Origin of the sequence: Actinosynnema mirum DSM 43827 (assembly GCF_000023245.1) — a bacterium.
Taxonomy (GTDB): domain Bacteria; phylum Actinomycetota; class Actinomycetes; order Mycobacteriales; family Pseudonocardiaceae; genus Actinosynnema; species Actinosynnema mirum.
On record NC_013093.1, the window covers coordinates 8,041,295 to 8,058,092 of the forward strand.

The 16,798-nt window shown below is 72.3% G+C and carries 20 protein-coding genes; 12 read left to right on the forward strand and 8 right to left on the reverse strand.

Features of this window, described 5'->3' with window-relative positions:
* Positions 1-107 precede the first annotated feature (107 nt).
* From AMIR_RS34230 to AMIR_RS34235, 3 genes are all read right to left on the reverse strand, one after another.
* The gene (locus tag AMIR_RS34230) at positions 108-1,250 is read right to left on the reverse strand and encodes an LLM class flavin-dependent oxidoreductase (RefSeq protein WP_015805579.1); all 1,143 of its coding nucleotides are present in this window, start codon (positions 1,248-1,250) and stop codon (positions 108-110) included.
* A 104-nt stretch (positions 1,251-1,354) separates the two neighbouring features.
* A complete protein-coding gene (locus AMIR_RS43355) occupies positions 1,355-1,435 on the reverse strand; it encodes a putative leader peptide (protein ID WP_143761209.1) in 81 nt (26 codons plus the stop codon).
* Positions 1,436-1,539: 104 nt separating this feature from the next.
* Entirely contained in the window at positions 1,540-2,829 is a 1,290-nt protein-coding gene (locus AMIR_RS34235) for an adenylosuccinate synthase (protein ID WP_015805580.1), read from the reverse strand.
* Positions 2,830-2,923: 94 nt separating this feature from the next.
* Between AMIR_RS34235 and AMIR_RS34240 the strand changes: the two genes are divergently transcribed.
* From AMIR_RS34240 to AMIR_RS34255, 4 genes are all read left to right on the forward strand, one after another.
* A complete protein-coding gene (locus AMIR_RS34240; RefSeq protein WP_015805581.1) occupies positions 2,924-3,595 on the forward strand; it encodes a hypothetical protein in 672 nt (223 codons plus the stop codon).
* A gap of 118 nt (positions 3,596-3,713) precedes the next feature.
* A complete protein-coding gene (locus tag AMIR_RS34245) occupies positions 3,714-4,352 on the forward strand; it encodes an HNH endonuclease family protein (protein WP_015805582.1) in 639 nt (212 codons plus the stop codon).
* Positions 4,352-4,603 (forward strand): hypothetical protein, encoded by a 252-nt coding sequence (locus AMIR_RS34250; RefSeq protein WP_015805583.1) that lies wholly within the window; start codon positions 4,352-4,354, stop codon positions 4,601-4,603. The genes AMIR_RS34245 and AMIR_RS34250 overlap by 1 nt, the downstream gene beginning before the upstream one ends.
* Before the next feature lie 123 nt (positions 4,604-4,726).
* The gene (locus tag AMIR_RS34255; protein ID WP_041837204.1) at positions 4,727-5,644 is read left to right on the forward strand and encodes a glycoside hydrolase family 16 protein; all 918 of its coding nucleotides are present in this window, start codon (positions 4,727-4,729) and stop codon (positions 5,642-5,644) included.
* Between the two features lie 162 nt (positions 5,645-5,806).
* On the opposite strand, the gene AMIR_RS37990 is transcribed toward AMIR_RS34255, so the two are convergent.
* The 4 genes from AMIR_RS37990 to fbaA all read right to left on the reverse strand — a co-directional run bounded on the left by AMIR_RS37990 (position 5,807) and on the right by fbaA (position 9,551).
* Positions 5,807-6,211 (reverse strand): GNAT family N-acetyltransferase, encoded by a 405-nt coding sequence (locus tag AMIR_RS37990; protein ID WP_342626573.1) that lies wholly within the window; start codon positions 6,209-6,211, stop codon positions 5,807-5,809.
* Between the two features lie 477 nt (positions 6,212-6,688).
* Complete coding sequence (locus AMIR_RS34260; protein ID WP_015805586.1) at positions 6,689-7,768, reverse strand: FUSC family protein; 1,080 nt, start codon at positions 7,766-7,768, stop codon at positions 6,689-6,691.
* Positions 7,769-7,781: 13 nt separating this feature from the next.
* Positions 7,782-8,195: a DUF3151 domain-containing protein gene (locus AMIR_RS34265; RefSeq protein ID WP_015805587.1), complete on the reverse strand. Its 414-nt coding sequence runs from the start codon at positions 8,193-8,195 to the stop codon at positions 7,782-7,784.
* 321 nt (positions 8,196-8,516) lie between these two features.
* Entirely contained in the window at positions 8,517-9,551 is a 1,035-nt protein-coding gene (fbaA, locus tag AMIR_RS34270; protein ID WP_015805589.1) for a class II fructose-bisphosphate aldolase, read from the reverse strand.
* A gap of 94 nt (positions 9,552-9,645) precedes the next feature.
* On the opposite strand from fbaA, the gene AMIR_RS34275 reads away from it, so the two are divergent.
* The 3 genes from AMIR_RS34275 to AMIR_RS34285 all read left to right on the forward strand — a co-directional run bounded on the left by AMIR_RS34275 (position 9,646) and on the right by AMIR_RS34285 (position 12,018).
* Positions 9,646-9,930 carry a DUF427 domain-containing protein gene (locus AMIR_RS34275; RefSeq protein WP_015805590.1) on the forward strand — a complete coding sequence of 95 codons (285 nt, stop codon included), beginning with the start codon at positions 9,646-9,648 and terminating at the stop codon, positions 9,928-9,930.
* A 148-nt stretch (positions 9,931-10,078) separates the two neighbouring features.
* Positions 10,079-11,017 (forward strand): aldo/keto reductase, encoded by a 939-nt coding sequence (locus AMIR_RS34280; RefSeq protein WP_015805591.1) that lies wholly within the window; start codon positions 10,079-10,081, stop codon positions 11,015-11,017.
* A 71-nt stretch (positions 11,018-11,088) separates the two neighbouring features.
* Positions 11,089-12,018, forward strand: coding sequence for a short-chain dehydrogenase/reductase (locus AMIR_RS34285; protein WP_015805592.1), 930 nt, complete (start codon positions 11,089-11,091; stop codon positions 12,016-12,018).
* A gap of 22 nt (positions 12,019-12,040) precedes the next feature.
* Here the strand turns inward: AMIR_RS34285 and AMIR_RS34290 are convergent, their stop codons facing one another.
* Entirely contained in the window at positions 12,041-12,328 is a 288-nt protein-coding gene (locus tag AMIR_RS34290; protein WP_015805593.1) for a YciI family protein, read from the reverse strand.
* Positions 12,329-12,391: 63 nt separating this feature from the next.
* Between AMIR_RS34290 and AMIR_RS34295 the strand changes: the two genes are divergently transcribed.
* From AMIR_RS34295 to AMIR_RS34315, 5 genes are all read left to right on the forward strand, one after another.
* A complete protein-coding gene (locus tag AMIR_RS34295; protein ID WP_015805594.1) occupies positions 12,392-12,970 on the forward strand; it encodes a SigE family RNA polymerase sigma factor in 579 nt (192 codons plus the stop codon).
* Between the two features lie 202 nt (positions 12,971-13,172).
* Complete coding sequence (locus AMIR_RS34300; RefSeq protein WP_015805595.1) at positions 13,173-14,072, forward strand: ROK family protein; 900 nt, start codon at positions 13,173-13,175, stop codon at positions 14,070-14,072.
* Positions 14,069-15,226 (forward strand): N-acetylglucosamine-6-phosphate deacetylase, encoded by a 1,158-nt coding sequence (nagA, locus tag AMIR_RS34305; RefSeq protein WP_015805596.1) that lies wholly within the window; start codon positions 14,069-14,071, stop codon positions 15,224-15,226. The genes AMIR_RS34300 and nagA overlap by 4 nt, the downstream gene beginning before the upstream one ends.
* A gap of 4 nt (positions 15,227-15,230) precedes the next feature.
* Positions 15,231-16,037 carry a hypothetical protein gene (locus AMIR_RS34310; RefSeq protein WP_041837205.1) on the forward strand — a complete coding sequence of 269 codons (807 nt, stop codon included), beginning with the start codon at positions 15,231-15,233 and terminating at the stop codon, positions 16,035-16,037.
* A 9-nt stretch (positions 16,038-16,046) separates the two neighbouring features.
* Positions 16,047-16,796, forward strand: a complete 750-nt coding sequence (locus AMIR_RS34315; RefSeq protein ID WP_015805598.1) for a DedA family protein — start codon at positions 16,047-16,049, stop codon at positions 16,794-16,796.
* The last annotated feature ends 2 nt before the right edge of the window (positions 16,797-16,798 follow it).

Genomic DNA, 16,798 nt, shown 5'->3' on the forward strand with positions numbered 1-16,798 from the left:
AGCCGGAAGCCGGGTGCTGCGTTCGAGCAGAAGGGCCCGCCGACGGGAACGCGTCGGCGGGCCCCCTCCCTGCACCGGGACCGGTCCCCTGCGAACCGGCCCCGAGGTCAGCTCGCCGGGGTGAGCACCCCGGCCTGCGGCGCGGTGGTCATCGGCGCGAGCAGCCCGCGCCGCCGCAGCAGCGGGCGCACGCCCTCGCCGAACCAGTACGCCTCTTCGAGGTGCGGGTAGCCGGACAGCACGAACTCGTCCACCCCGACCGCGTGGTACTCCTCGATGAGGTCGGCCACGTCCGAGTGGCTGCCCACCATGGCCGTGCCCGCGCCGCCGCGCACCAGCCCGACGCCCGCCCACAGGCCGGGGTGCACCTCCAGCCCGCGCACCCCCCGGCCGAGGTCGCCGCCGTGCAGCGCGAGCATCCGCTGCTGCCCCACGGACTGGCTGGTCCGCAGCTGCTCCTGGGCCCGCCGCACCTGCTCGGGGTCGAGCGCGTCGAGCAGCCGCCCGGCCTCGGCCCACGCCTCGGCTGCGGTGTCCCGGCTGATCGTGTGCAGCCGCACCCCGAACCGGATCGGCCGCCCGCCCGCCAGCGCGCGCACCCGCTCGATCTTCTCGGCGACCTGAGCGGGCGGCTCCCCCCAGGTCAGGTACACGTCGGCGTGCTCGGCCGCGACCGGCAGCGCCGCCTCGGACGAGCCGCCGAAGTACACCGGGGGCAGCGGGTCCGGCGGGGCGATCGCGGTCGCGCCCTCCAGCCGGTAGTGCTCGCCCTCGAAGGTGAACGGCGTCCCGGACCACACCCCGCGCAGCACCCGCAGGAACTCGGCGGTGCGCGCGTACCGCCGGTCGTGGTCGAGCCAGTCGCCGAACCGGCGCTGCTCGACCTCGTCTCCGCCGGTGACGACGTTGAGCAGCAGCCTGCCCCGCGAGATCCGCTGGTAGGTGCCCGCCATCTGGGCGGCGAGCGTCGGGGACAGCACGCCGGGGCGGAACGCGACCAGGAACTTGAGGGTGCTGGTGCGGGCGAGCAGGGCGGCGGTGGTCAGCCAGGCGTCCTCGCACCAGGTGCCGGTGGGGGTGAGCACCCCCTCGAACCCGTTGCTCTCGGCGGCCTGCGCGACGGCGGCGAGGTAGTCGACGTCGGGCTGCCGCTGGGCGGCGCCGCCGAGGGTGCGGTTGGCGTGGAACCGCTCGACGATCGTCCGACCGTCCCCGGTGGTCGGCAGGAACCAGTGCAGTGCGACGGACATGCCGGGTCTCCCCTGGATCAGGTCGGCGGCACCGCGTGGAGGTGGGCGCGGGTGGGAGCGGCGCGAATTCTCCAGCGGTCGCCGGGAAAGGGCGGGCGGGCGCGTCAGCGCGCGGGACAGAGCGCGCTCGCCTGCCGCCGGAGATCGACGTGCAGGCGGCCGACGAGAATTTCGCGACCGCTCATGGCACTGGAGTCTCACGACGCGCCGGGGAGCGCGTCAACCTTTCCCGGATAGTAGAAGAGCCTCGGTTTCCCGAGGCTCTTCCAGGTGGTGCGGAAATGCCCGATCAGGCGAGCATGTCGTGGCGCACGATCGTCTGGTCGCGGCCGGGGCCGACGCCGATGGCCGAGATCCGGGCACCGGAGATCGACTCCAGGTGCTCGACGTAGGCGCGGGCGTTGGCGGGCAGCTCCTCGAAGGTGCGGCAGCCGCTGATGTCCTCGGACCAGCCGGGCAGCTCCTCGTACACCGGGACGGCGTGGTGCACGTCGGTCTGCGTCATCGGCATGTCCTCGACGCGGGTGCCGTCCACGTCGTAGCCGACGCAGACCGGGATCGTCTCCAGGCCGGAGAGCACGTCCAGCTTGGTGAGGAAGAAGTCGGTGATGCCGTTGACGCGGGTGGCGTAGCGGGCGATCACGGCGTCGAACCAGCCGGTGCGGCGGGAGCGGCCGGTGGTGACGCCGAACTCGCCGCCGTTCTTGCGCAGCAGCTCGCCCATGTCGTCGTTCAGCTCGGTCGGGAACGGGCCGGAGCCGACGCGGGTGGTGTACGCCTTCAGGATGCCGATCACGGTGGTGATCCGGCTGGGCCCGATGCCCGAGCCCGCGCTCGCGCCGCCCGAGGTCGGGTTCGACGAGGTCACGAACGGGTAGGTGCCGTGGTCGACGTCGAGCAGGGTGCCCTGCGAGCCCTCCAGCAGCACGATCTCGTCGCGCTCCAGCGCCTGGTTGAGCAGCAGGCGGGTGTCCGCGATGCGGCCCGCGAACTTGCTGCCGTGCTCCAGCACCGAGTCGACGACCTGGTCGGGGTCGAGCGCCTTGCGGTTGTAGACCTTGACCAGCACCTGGTTCTTGAAGTCCAGGGCGGCCTCGACCTTCTGCCGCAGGATCTTCTCGTCCAGCAGGTCCTGCGCGCGCACGCCGACGCGGGCGATCTTGTCCTGGTAGCAGGGGCCGATGCCCCGGCCGGTGGTGCCGATCTTGGCCTTGCCCAGGTAGCGCTCGGTGACCTTATCGATGGCCACGTGGTACGGCATGATCAGGTGCGCGTCGGCGGAGACCAGCAGCTTGCTGGTGTCCACGCCGCGCTCGTCGAGGCCGCCCAGCTCCTCCAGCAGCACGGCGGGGTCGACCACGACGCCGTTGCCGATCACGCTGGTCACGCCGGGCGTGAGGATGCCGGACGGGATCAGGTGCAGGGCGAACTTCTTGCCGTCGGGCAGCACCACGGTGTGGCCCGCGTTGTTGCCGCCCTGGTAGCGCACGACCCACTGGACGCGCTCGCCGAGCAGGTCGGTCGCCTTGCCCTTGCCCTCATCGCCCCACTGGGCACCGATCAGCACTACGGCCGGCATGTGAAACTCCAAGCGGTTGCAACGGGCAAGGACGGCGGCCTGCGGCGGCGTGGCCGTCGACGGACGGTCGTTGAGCGTAGACCAGGAGATGAAGGTGCGCGGAATCGTGCTGGCCTGCGGAAACACGCAGTCGCCATTGATCACGGACGGTGACGGTTTTGAGGTGCGGCGGGTCTCCGAGCGGCCGGGGAAGGCCGAGGTGGACCCGCTGCTCGCTGACCTGGGCGACCGCCGTCTCGTGGTCGTGGGCACGGACGGCGACCTGAACGCCGTGGCGTTGCGCCTTCTGCGCACCGAACGGCTGACCGAAGTGGTCGTCGGGTACGTCCCGGTGTCGCCGAAGTCACAGGTCGCGGAGCTGTGGGGGCTGCCGACGGACCTCGGGCGGGCGCTCGACCTCGCCCGCACCGGTGACGCCGACCGGGTGCCGCTGGTGCGCGACGACGTCGGCGGGGTGCTGGTCGGGCTCGGCTCGCTCGGGCCGGTGCGCGGGGTCGGCTACTGCGACGACACGGTGGTGCTGCGCGGGCCCGCGTCGCGGCTGGAGGTCACGCCCGACCCGGACGGCGGAGCCGGGCTGGTGGTGCGGGTGGTGCAGCGGCGGCTGCTGGGGAGGAAGACGACCACGACCACCGGGCGGGCGTTCCAGCTCGGTTGCGTGCCCGCGCACGTGGAATCGGACGGGCACGCGCACCCGAGGCCGATGTCGAAGTGGACCTGGTACCGCCACACGGAGGACCTGAGGCTTGTCCGGGGAATGCGCTGAGTGATTTTCGGGCATTTCCGTGAATTGGTAAACCCACGGGCAACCCGGAATGCGTTGAAAGGCCAGGAGCGGCACGCCAGAGTGATTCCGAGTGCTTCCCACCAGGAAGGTCGGAATTATGTCAACGGTCAATCGAACCGCACGGCTGTCGACTCGCCTGCTCCTGGCCGGGGCGCTGGCGCTCGGCCTCGCGCCCACGGCCCAGGCCGCCCCTCCGGGGATTCCGGGCACCAGCACGGCCCTGTCCGAGCTGGCCGGGCTCGCGGTCGCGGCGGAGGGCACCTCCAGCGGGTACTCGCGGGAGCTGTTCCCGCACTGGGCCACCGTGTCCGGCGCCTGCAACACGCGCGAGACGGTGCTCAAGCGCGACGGGGTGAACGTGGTCACCGACTCGGCCTGCGCGGCCACCTCGGGGACCTGGGCCAGCCCGTACGACGGGGCGAGCTGGAGCGCGGCCTCGGACGTGGACATCGACCACGTGGTGCCGCTGGCCGAGGCGTGGCGGTCGGGGGCGCGGACCTGGACCACCGCCCGGCGGCAGTCGTTCGCCAACGACCTGTCGGGGCCGCAGCTGATCGCGGTGACCGACAACGTGAACCAGTCGAAGGGCGACAAGGACCCGGCGCAGTGGAAGCCGCCGTTGAGCTCGTACTGGTGCACGTACGCCAAGATGTGGACCAGGGTGAAGCACACCTGGGGTTTGACGGTGGACTCGGCGGAGAAGTCTGCGTTGCAGACGATGCTCGGGAGGTGTTGATGGCTGACCACTCTTCCCCCTTCGTGGCCGGGCCGGGCGGGGTGATGACCGACGAGGTCGGGGTCGTCACCGGTGACCTGGAGCTGCGGACGACCGTCGGCGCGGACGGGAAGTTCAAGGCGGAGGTGCGGTACGAGGGAGCGGACGAGTGGTACGGGGTGACCGGCGGCTCGGTGGCCGGGGTCGACCCCAAGAGCCATGAGGCGGTGCACGCCCTGCTGGTGGGGGTGCTGAACCGGCCTGAGGGGTGAGGCAGGGGCGCGTGGGAGTGAGGCGCGAGGACGCCCGGATGTGGAATAGGGGGCGTGAGCAGCTCCGAAAGTGGTCACGAACGGATAACCTCGGAGCGCCGCGCCTTCCCTGACCCCGGCGCGGTGACCCTGCACGAGGAGCACCACGTGATCACCAAGCGCGCGGCCGGACGGGCTGCCGTCCTCGGCGCCGTCCTCTCGGCCGGCCTGTTCGTCGTCGCCACGTCCACAGCCGCGCCCGTCGGGCAGCGGGAGAACTGGACCGCGACCACCTCGCCGATCTTCCACAAGACCACCTCGCTCAACGCCATCGGGTCCGTCGCCGACAGCGGCGCGGGCGACGGGCGGGCGCTGCGGTTGACCCTGAAGTCCGGGGCCAACCCCAGTCCGGGCGGTGGCGTGGAGATCGCCAGCAACCAGCAGTTCAAGTACGGGACGTTCAGCACCCGGATGAAGTCGGCGGACTGCGCCTCCCAGCCGCGCGCGGGCGTGGTGACCGGGGCGTTCACGTACAGCAGCGACCACGCCGACCGGAACGGGAACGGGCTCCCGGACAACGACGAGATCGACTTCGAGTGGCTGTGCGCGCAGCCCGAGGTCGTGTACCTGACGATCTGGACGGACTACAACGCGAGCAACGACCAGCTGCGGAAGGTCTCGCGGGTCATCGACCTGCGGGCGGGGAAGATCATCTCTACTTGTTTCTCGACGACCTTCGGCGACTGCGTGCAGCTGAGCGGGGCGGAGAACCAGCCTGCTTCGGTGCCCGCGATTCCGGGGTACAACAGCACGACGCAGTACTACGAGTACGGGTTCGACTGGACTGCCGGTGGGGTGAACTTCTACCTGGTCAACGCGCAGGGCGCGCGGGTGACGCTGTGGGACTACAAGGGGCCTGCTTCGCGGGTTCCGAACAAGCCGAGCACGTATCTGCAGAATGTTTGGCACACGAACAACTGGGACCCGTACGGGTTCCAGGCTCGGGAGCGGCCGAACCGGGATCTGCACGCGAACGTGGACTGGACCCAGCTGCCTTCGTGAGTGGGTGAGTTGAGGGTTTCCGGACGACGCCGTCCCGCGATTTCGCGGGGCGGCGTTCGTGTTGTGCGGGGGGTTCGTGTTGTGCGGGGGGTTCGTGTTGTGCGGGGGGTTCGTGTTGTGCGGGGGGTTCGTGTTGTGCGGGGGGTTCGTGTTGTGCGGGGGTTATCGGGCGGGGACGGCTTGGAGCAGGGTCGGGCGGAGGGTGGAGCCGGAACGGGTGTAGGCGGGGACGGCCTGTTCGGTGGAGTGCACCGTGACGCGTTCGAGGTTCAGCTCTGCTGCCAGGTGTAGTGCTGCGGTGACCAGTTCTCCGCCTAGACCGGTATTGCGCTCCTCAGGTGTCACGTAGACGCACTGGAGGTCGCCGGAGGCGCGGTCGGGGGCGAAGGGGTGGGGAGCTCTCGGCAGCACGGCCGGCCAGGCCATGCCGATGATCCGGTCGTCGCGCGGGAGGACTAAGCAGTGGTGCGAGTGGGAGTGGACTTGTGCCCAGGTGGTGAAGTGGGTGGTGAACGCTTCTTGTGGGGACGAGGGGGCTCGCCTCTCGATTCCAGAGTCCAGTGCCACCTCGGTGCGGCTACGGCGGGCAGGTCTTCGGGGGTGGCTGGGCGGATGACGGGAGTGGTCATCTGGCCATTTTGGTGGGGGTGGGGCGGGTTTGTGAGTGGAGAGCGGAGAGCGGAGAGCGGAGAGCGGAGAGCGGAAAGTCAAAGGCTGAAGAGCTCGCCTCGCCGGCGGGGCAGGCCTCCAAAAACGAGGGGACGAGCTCTGCCGGCCGGTGGCGCTTCCGCTGGTGGTCCCGTTTACCCCTGCGGTGGTCCGGGTCCCTCGTCTCCGTTTGGCCTCCTTTCAGGCAAGCACACTCGTCAAGACGCCGGATGGCTTTGTTGGTCTGCCGTGGCAGTGCGGCGGCATCTTGACGAGCGTGCTCGGGCTTCGCCAGGCCAAACGGAGACGAGGGACGCGGGAGTGGAGCTGCGTGGGCTCGCTGCGCTCGCCCCGCAGCCCGCGAGGCGGTCGGGTGCGGGTGCGGGTTGTGGTGGGTCAGGGCTTTCGCAGTGGTGGTAGCGATTCCATCGCCTCCACCCTCGTCAGGCCGGTTGCCTGGAGCAGGTCTACCGCCACCGAGCGGGCCTGGGCCAGGACTACCTGGGTTGAGAAGCCCTCGCCCACGGCCAGGTCCGCCGTCATGACGCCTGCCGCCGCGCGGATCGCCGCTCTGGACTTCACCGGGTCCTCGTTGGACGCCAGTTCCGCGCGCAGGACGTCCACGGCGTCCGCGAAGCGCTCCAGGGCTGACGGGAGGACGTCCGGGACGTGTTCGTCGTCGCGCAGGGCGGCCAGGGCCCTTCTGGTGAGGACCCTGGTGTTGCGCAGGGCGTAGTCGACCGGGGTGGCGATGCTGCCGTAGCGGCGCAGGGCGTTCTTGCGGCGCCAGCGGATCGGGGCGATCGTGGCGATCTCGCCGCCGGTCTTGAGGGCGGAGCGGTACTCGTCGACGGCCTCCTGGCTGTCGCGGAGTCTTGCCAGGACGTCGGCTGCGGCGCCTGCGTCGCTTTTGGCCACGGCCGCGGCGACGCCGCGCAGGGCGATGGCCAGTTCGCCCAGGACGACCTTCGCCTGGCGGTCTGCCACGGTCAGGGGGTTCGCGGGGATGAGGGCGGTGACCGCCAGGCCGACCACGCCGCCCACCAGGGCGTCGACCATGCGGTCGAAGCCGCCGCCCGCGCTGGGTGGGAGCAAGGTGGCCACCAGGACCGCGGAGTTGGCGGACTGGAGGGCGATGACCGCGCCGCCGTCCAGGAGGACGGCGGCGGACATCGCCAGGACCACGGCCACCGCGATCTGCCACGTGCCGGAGCCGATGTGGGAGATCAGGACGTCGCCGATGCCGACGCCCACGGACACGCCGACGACCAGCTCGGCGACCCGCCGGGGGCGCTGCCCCAGCGAGACGCCGAGGCAGACGACGGCGGCGATGGGCGCGAAGAACGGGTGCGGGTGGCCGACGACCTTCGTCGCCACGAACCAGGACAGGCCCGCGGCCACCGCTGCCTGGAGGATCGGCAGGGCCGTCATCCGCCACCGGCGCAGCCTGCGCGCCAGTTCGTCGCGCACAGCCATGTGCGGTCCCGGCCTACAGGCCGAGCTGGGCGGGGGCCGTGGGGTCGCTGTCGGCCAGGAACTTCGCGCAGCGGTCCTGCTCGGCCACCTCGCCGATGCCGCCCGCCGCGCGGGAGAGCGCGGCCAGCGAGCGCAGGAAGCCCTGGTTCGGGCGGTGCGCGAAGGGCACCGGGCCGAAGCCCTTCCAGCCGGCGCGGCGGAGCTGGTCCAGGCCGCGGTGGTAGCCGGTGCGGGCGTAGGCGTACGCGGCCACCGGGTCGTCATTGTCCAGCGCCGTCTCGGCGAGCAGCGCCCACGCCTCGCTGAGGTCCGGGTAGGCCCGGACGACCTCGACCGGGGCGATCCCGGAGTCCACGGCGGCCTGCGCCTCGGGGCGCTCGGGCAGCAGCGTCGGCTCGGGGCCGAGCAGGTTCTCGTTCAGGCTCATGGTCGCCTAGCTTAGGAACATCCCTGCCGCGGCGGCGACCGCCGCCAACACCATGGCGGACACCAGCACCCCGGCGACGATCTTCACGCGCATGCCCAGCACCCCACTCCTCGAACGGGCCGGGTCGCTCCCGGCGGGGCAACCCTGCCGGTCCGCGCCACGCGGGGCAACGTCCGCCACCCCATCGTGCGATGTGCGGAAAGGCCCGGAACAGGGGTGAGGCCCCTCCGGTCGCGTCGGACCGTGAGGGGCCTCACTCTTCTGCCCGGTCTTCGGCCTCCCCCGGTGTCGGGGGGAGCCGCGACCGTCCGATCGGGACGGTCAGCCCGCGATCATCCGGCCGGAGGACTTGAGGTGCTCGCACGCCTGGGCGATGCGGGCGGCCATGCCCTGCTCGGCGGCCTTGAGGTAGCTGCGCGGGTCGTACGCCTTCTTGTTGCCGACCTCGCCGTCCACCTTGAGCACGCCGTCGTAGTTGCCGAACATGTGGCCGACGATCGGGCGGGTGAACGCGTACTGGGTGTCGGTGTCGATGTTCATCTTGATGACGCCGTAGGACACCGCCTCGTGGATCTCCTCCAGCAGCGAGCCGGAGCCGCCGTGGAACACGAGGTCGAACGGCTTGGAGCCGGCCGGGAGGCCCAGCTTCTCGGCCACCACGTCCTGGCCCTGCTTGAGGATCTCGGGGCGCAGCTTGACGTTGCCCGGCTTGTAGACGCCGTGCACGTTGCCGAAGGTCGCCGCCACGAGGTAGCGGCCCTTCTCACCGGCGCCGAGGGCGGCGACGGTCTTCAGGTAGTCCTCGGGCGTGGTGTACAGCTTGTCGTTGATCTCGTTGTCGACGCCGTCCTCCTCGCCGCCGACCACGCCGACCTCGATCTCGAGGATGATGCGGGCCTTGGCGGAGAGGTCGAGCAGGTCGGCCGCGATCTCCAGGTTCTCGTCGAGCGGCACCGCGGAGCCGTCCCACATGTGGGACTGGAACAGCGGGTTGAGGCCCTTGTCGACGCGCTCCTGGCTGATCGCGATCAGCGGGCGGACGTAGCCGTCCAGCTTGTCCTTGGGGCAGTGGTCGGTGTGCAGCGCGACGTTCACCGGGTACTTGTCGGCGACCACGTGCGCGAACTCCGCCAGCGCGACGGCGCCGGTGACCATGTCCTTGACCTTGGTGCCCGAGGCGAACTCGGCCCCTCCTGTCGAGACCTGGATGATCCCGTCGCTCTCGGCCTCCGCGAAACCGCGCAGGGCCGCGTTCAGGGTCTCGGACGAGGTCACGTTGATCGCGGGGTAGGCGAAGGAGTTCGCCTTGGCGCGGTCAAGCATCTCGGCGTAGACCTCGGGAGTTGCGATGGGCATCGGTAGGTCCTCCTCAGAGCCCGAACACCGTTGTCGCGACTGATCCTACGGCCACCGCTCAGCGGAAGATGATGATCACCGGCATAGTGGGTCCATGGCGATCGCACGGTGGAACGGCGAGATCATCGCCGAGAGCGACCAGACCCAGGTGGTGGAGGGAAACCACTACTTCCCGGTCGATTCGGTGCACGCCCTGTTCCTGCGGCCCTCGGACACCACGTCCGCGTGCCACTGGAAGGGGACTGCCAACTACTACACGCTCCACGTCAACGGCGAGGACAACGTGGACGCCGCCTGGTACTACGCGGAACCGCTGGAGGCGGCGGCGAACATCAAGAACCACGTGGCCTTCTGGAAGGGCGTCGAGGTCACGCCATGACGCCCTGAGGGAAGGCGGGCGGGTCCCCGGCCGGTGGTCCGGTCGGGGAGCCCTGCGGCTATTCCCGCCTCCCGCGCTCTGTTCGGAACGTCGCACCGGGCCGCCGCCGCCGGGCGTGTCACCGCCGGGCGGGGTTAGCGTCGGGCCCATGACGAAACTGGGCACCACCGACCTCGACGTCTCGCGCCTCAACCTGGGCGGCAACGTGTTCGGGTGGAGCGCGGACGAGGCGGCCTCCCACGCCGTGCTGGACGCGTTCACCGAGGCGGGCGGCAACTTCGTGGACACCGCCGACGTCTACTCGTCCTGGGCGCCCGGCCACTCCGGTGGCGAGTCCGAGACCGTGCTGGGCTCCTGGCTGGCCAAGCGCGGTCGCCGCGACGACGTGGTGATCGCCACGAAGGTCGGGATGCTGGAGGGCCTGGACAACCAGCGGGCGGACACCGTCGAGAAGGCCGTCGAGGGTTCGCTGCGCAGGCTCGGCGTCGACCGGATCGACCTGTACTACGCGCACCGGGACGACCCGGAGACCCCGCTGGTGGAGACGCTGGCCGCCTACGACCGGCTGGTCAAGGCGGGCAAGATCCGGCACGCCGCCGCGTCGAACTTCTCCGGCGACCGGCTGCGCGAGGCCGCCGCGATCGCCGAGCGGGAGGGCTTCGCCGGGTTCGTCGCGCTCCAGCCGAAGTACAACCTGGTGGAGCGGGGCGAGTACGAGCGCGACCTGGCGCCCGCGCTGACCGAGCTGGGGCTGCCGTCGCTGCCGTACTCCTCGCTGGCGTCGGGCTTCCTGTCCGGCAAGTACCGGCCGGGCGTCGAGGTGGAGAGCGTGCGCGCGGCGGGCGCGTCCCGGTACCTGGACGAGCGCGGGCTCGCGGTGCTGGCGGCGCTGGACGAGGTCGCGGGGGCGCGCGGGGTGTCGCAGTCGGCGGTGGCGCTGGCGTGGCTGGCCGCGCAGCCGACGGTGGCCGCGCCGATCGCGAGCGCCCGCACGGTGGAGCAGTTGGAGCAGCTGCTGCCCGCCCTGACCCTGGACCTGACGGCCGAGGAGGTCGCGCGGCTGAGCGCGGCCAGCGATGTTGTTTAACTCGCCAGTAGCTAACGGCGGTTGAACCGGGCTACGGTGGCCTCCTCGTTCACCTGTTCGAGGAGGTCGCCGTGGTCGTCTCCGGGAACGTCTCGGGTCGGGGAAGCGCAGGTCGCAGAGGCGCAGGTCGGGGAAGGTCCGGCAAGGGCGTCACCGACCAGGTCGTGCTGATCACCGGCGCGGCCAGGGGGATCGGCGCCGACACAGCGAGGCGGCTCGCCGCGCGCGGGGCGCGGGTCGCACTGGTGGGCCTGGAGGGGGAGCTGCTGCGCGAGGTCGCCCGCGAGTGCGGCGGCCAGGCGTGGGAGGCGGACGTGACCGACGCCGAGGCGCTGCGGGCGGCCGTGGACGCCGCGGTGGCGCACTACGGGCGGTTGGACGCGGTGATCGCCAACGCCGGGGTCGCGGCGGCCGGGTTCGCCCGGTCGATGGACCCCGAGGTGTTCGAGCGGGTGATCGAGGTGAACCTGCTCGGGGTGTGGCGCACCGTCCGGGCCTGCCTGCCGCACCTGGTGGAGAGCCGGGGCTACTGCCTGGTGGTGTCCTCGCTCGCGGCGATCGCGCACGTGCCGGGCAACGCGGCGTACTCGGCGGCCAAGGCGGGCTGCGAGGCGTTCGCGGACAGCCTGCGCGCGGAGGTGCGGCACCTCGGCGTGGACGTCGGGGTCGCGTACTTCTCCTGGGTGTCGACCGACATGGTGAACGGGGTGCACGAGCACCCGGTGGTGGGGCCGCTGCGCCGCTCGCTGCCCGGTCCGGCCGGGCGGGTGCACTCGGTGGAGGCGGCGGGGAAGGCGCTGGTGCGCGCGGTGGCCGGGCGGTCGACGTCGGCGCACGCGCCGCGCTGGGTCGCGCTGGCGAAGCTGGTCAGGGGCGTGCTGCCGGGGCTGGTGACGCGCCGCTCGGCGGGGCGGATGGCCGAGGCCGACCGGCTGATGGCCGAGGCGGACAGCTCGGGCCTGGTGGGGCCGGGCGGGGCCGCGGCGGGCGCTCGGGAGTGACGCGCCCGCCGGGGGCGCGGGCTCAGGCGTCGGTGACCCAGCTGCCCAGGAGCGCCTTCCACTCGTGCACGCGGATCTCGGCGACCACGCCCGCGGGGGCGTACGGGTCGGCGTCGAGCAGCGCGCGCAGCTCGTCCTCGTCGGCGGCCTCGTAGACCAGCAGCGCGCCGGTCTCGTCCGCGTAGGGGCCTGCCGCGAGCAGCACCCCGCGCTCCTGGAGCTCCCGCAGGTGGACGCGGTGCGCCGGGCGCACCTCGAGCCGCTTGGCCTCGTCGTCGCCGTACACCAGCTCGACCGCGAACCTCGCCATTCCGCCCTCCGCATGTTCCGTACGCCCGCCGAAGCTACCCCGGCACGGGGTAACGTCTGCGCCGTGGTCGGTCCCGGACAGAACAGCGGCGGTGTCGCGCGCGTACAGGACACTCTGACGAACCTGCGCATCCAGGACGGGATCGCGCCCGCGCCAACAGGCCCGCTGACACTGGAGGACCTGTACCGCCAGCACCGGATGCGGCTCATCCGGCTGGCGCTGCTGCTGGTCGACGAGCCCGCCACGGCGGAGGACGTGGTGCAGGAGGCGTTCACCGGCCTGCACCGCAACTGGTCGAACCTGCGCGACGCCCAGGCGGCGGTCGGCTACCTGCGCACCGCCGTGGTGAACGGCTCGCGCAGCGTCCTGCGCCGGCGCAAGACCGCGCGCGACTACACCCCGCCGCACGTGGCGAACGCCCGCTCGGCGGAGAGCCTGGCGATGCTGACGGCGGAGCACCAGGCGGTCGTGGCCGCCCTGTCGCAGCTGCCGCCGAGGCAGCGCGAGGTGCTGGTGCTGCGGTACTACGGCGACCTGTCGGAGGCCGAGATCGCGGAGGCCACCGGCATCTCCAAGGGCACGGTGAAGTCCACCGCCAGCCGGGCGCTGGACGCGCTGCAGAAGATCATGGCCAGCAACTAGGCAGGCCGCACGGACACCGGGCCCCCGCGCACCAGCGCGGGGGCCTTTTGCCGCGCGGAGGTCGGCGCGGGGGCGGTCGGGGCCGCCACCCGTTCGGCCGTTCCGTCCCAGTGGGCGCGACCGTGCTCCCAAAACGGAACTTGGTATAGACCAATGACGGGTGCATGGCGCAGTATCGGTCCCCGTGGCGCGAACCCAGCACGTGATCGCCGTCGACGTCGGCGGCACCGAGACGAAAGCCGCGCTGGTCGAGGCCTCCCCCGAGGGAGCCCGACCGGTGCGCGAGCTGCGCGTCCCCACACCGCGCCGCGACACCGGCGAGGCGACCGCGCGTGCCGTCGTGGCCGAGGTCGTCGAGCTGGGCAAGCGCTTGCGCGGCGCCGCGGAGCCCGCCGCGATCGGCCTGGTCGTCCCCGGTCTGGTGGACGAGGCGAGCGGCACGGGCGTCTACTCCGCCAACCTCGGCTGGCGCGACTTCCCCTTCGCCGCGGAGGTCGCCTCGGCCGCAGGCCTCCCGGTCGCCTTCGGCCACGACGTGCGCGCCGGCGGTCTCGCCGAGCTGCGCCTGGGCGCGGCCAGGGGCTCGCGCAACGCCGTCGTGCTGCCCATCGGCACCGGCATCGCCGCCGCGCTGGTCGTGGACGGCCGGGTGCGGGCCCTGCCCGGCGAGGTCGGGCACGTGGACGTCGGCCACGGCGACCCGTGCGGCTGCGGGCAGACCGGGTGCGTCGAGGCGCGGGCGTCGTCGGCGGCGATCGCCAGGCGGTACTCCTCTCTGACCGGGCGCGCGGTCGCGGGGGCCGCCGACGTGGCCGCGCTCCTCCGGGCGGGCGATCCCGCCGCGGCGGCGGTGTGGCGCGAGGCGGTGGACGCCCTGGCCAGGGGCATCCTGCTGGTGGCCGCGCTGCTCGGCCCTGAGCTGGTGGTGCTGGGCGGCGGGCTGGCGCTGGCCGGTCCGCTGCTCACCGACCCCCTGCGGGGGCGGCTGGACGAGCTGGCCTCGTTCCAGCGGCTCCCGGAACTGCGGCTGGCGGAGCTGGGCGACGGGGCGGGACGCCTCGGGGCCGCGCTGCTGGCCATCGACATGCTGGAGGAGACATGAGCACGTGGGGTGGACCGGTGGACGTGACCCTGGCCGGAGGTCGGGTCGTCACGCCGGACGGGGTGCTCGACGACGGGTGGGTGGCGGTCCGGGACGGCCGGATCGCGGCGGTGGGCTCCGGGGCCGCTCCCGAGGGCCCGGTGACCGACCTCGGCGGGGCGCTGCTGGTGCCCGGCTTCATCGACATCCACTGCCACGGGGGCGGCGGTGAGGCGTTCACCAGCGGAGACCCCGAGAAGGTGCGCAAGGCCGCCGACGCGCACCGCAGGCGCGGCACGACGACGATGCTCGCCAGCCTGGTGTCCCGGCCGGTGCCGGAGCTGGCCGGGCAGGTCGCCGCGCTGGCCGAGCTGGTGGACGACGGCGTGGTCGCGGGCGTGCACCTGGAGGGGCCGTTCCTGTCGGCGGCGCGCTGCGGCGCGCACGACCCGGCGATCCTGTGCCCCCCGGACCGGGGCTCGCTGGACGCGCTGCTGCGCGCGGGCAGGGGCGCGGTGCGGATGGTGACGGTGGCGCCGGAGCTGGAGCACGCCGTGGACGCGGTGCGGCACCTGGTGGAGAACGGCGCGATCGCCGCGATCGGGCACACCGACGCCACCGAGGCGCAGGTGCGGCCCGCCGTGGACGCGGGCGCGACGGTCGCGACGCACCTGTTCAACGGGATGCGCCCGCTGCACCACCGCGAGCCGGGACCGATCGGCGCGCTGCTGGACGACGAGCGGGTGACCGTCGAGCTGATCTGCGACCTGGTGCACCTGCACCCGACGACCGTGCGGCTGGCCGCGCGGCACGCCGGGGCGGGGCGGACGGTGCTGGTCACGGACGCGATCGCGGCGGCGGGCGTCGGCGACGGCGTGTACGACATCGGCGGGCTGGAGGTGCGCGTGGTGGACGGCGTGCCGACGCTGGCGGGCGGCGGTTCGCTCGCGGGCAGCACGCTGACCATGGACGCGGCGTTCCGCAACGCGGTCACCGGCTGCGGGCTGGACGTGGTGGAGGCGGTGCGCGCCACGTCGGCCAGGCCCGCCGAGCTGCTGGGGCTGGCCGGGGAGACGGGCCGGATCGCCGAGGGCCTGGCCGCCGACCTGGTGGTGCTGGACGCCGACCTGCGGCCCCGCGAGGTGATGAGCCGGGGCGCCTGGGTGAAAGACTGACCCCGTGCCCGATGAGCAGGAGGAGCCGGTGGCCGAGGCGTCGCGCGCCGAGGCCACCGGCGGTGGTCTGCCCGCCGCCGAGGCCGCGGACCACACCACCGCACCCGCCCGCGACCGGCTGACAGCCGGGAAGACGGGGGCGGAGGCGGAGGCGGCCGACCCCGAGGTGACGACGACCGCCCCCGAACAGGCCGAACCGGAGACAGCGGCCGAACCGGAGGGCGGGGCCAAGCCGGAGAGCGAGGCCGAACCGGCAGCGGAGACCGCCGAGGCCGCCCCGGAACCCGAGAAGGCGACCGGGGACGCCGCCGAGGCGGAGCCTGCGAGCGAGGAGCCCGAGGCCGCCCCCGCGCCCTCTGCCGAGCCGGACCCGGTGTCCGCGCCCAAGCCCGAGGCCACCGCCGAGGAGCCCTCCGTCGCCGGGTCGAGCGAAGCCCTCGCCCCCGATGTCACTCCGAGTGACGACCCCTCCACCCCTCCAGCGACCCCTGACCCGGTGCCCTCAGCCGCCGAGTCGCCCACAGAGTCGCCCACCGAGCCCCCCGGCAGCGGCGGCTTCACCCCCCTCCCGCCGGCGCTCCAGGCGCTCGGCGTCCCCCCGTTCCGCTCCCGCACGGACGAGCACGGGAACCCGGCCTACCCGGACCACCCCGACTTCCTCGACCCCGGCGATGCGGACATCTCCGACTACTCGGACGAAGCGCCTGAAGAGCACAAAACCCCAGCTCTGCCCGCCGGCTGGGTCCTGCTGCTGTCGGTGCTGCTCGGCCTCGCGGCGGGCACCGTCGCCGCCGTCATCACCCTGAGTTGAGCCTGTACCGTGGTCGAGGTGACGGTCGCGCCCACCACTTCGGTCGCCCTCGGCCCGGACTGGCTCAACCCCGAGTACCTGCTGAACGGACTGGGTCCGTACATGCTGGTCGGGTTGTGCTTCATCATCTTCGCGGAGTGCGGCCTGCTGGTCGGCTTCTTCCTGCCCGGTGACTCCCTGTTGTTCACCTCGGGCCTCTTCGTCGCGAACGGACTGCTGGACTACCCGCTCTGGTTGGTCTGCCTGCTCCTGACCGCGTGCGCGTTCATCGGCAACGTCGTCGGCTACTGGATCGGCCACCGCGCAGGCCCCGCGCTGTTCGCCAAGCCGGATTCCAAGATCTTCAAGAAGGAGTACGTCGACAAGACGACTCAGTTCTTCGACAAGTACGGCGCCCGCGCGATCGTGATGGCGCGGTTCGTGCCGATCGTGCGCACCTTCATCACCGCCATGGCGGGCGTCGGCCGCATGGACGCCAAGAAGTTCTTCACCTACTCCCTGATCGGCGGCGCGGCCTGGGCCGCGGGGCTGACGGTCCTGGGCTACTTCCTCGGCCAGATCGAGTTCGTCCGGAACAACATCGAGATGATGCTGATCCTGATCGTGCTGATCTCGGTCGTGCCGATCATCATCGAGTTCGTCAAGGCCCGCCGCGAGAACAAGACCCTCGTGCAGGCCGAGGCCGACGACATCACCCAGCAGTTCCAGCAGGTCTCCGACCCGGAGGCCACGCAGCACATCCGCCGGATCGAGGGCTGACC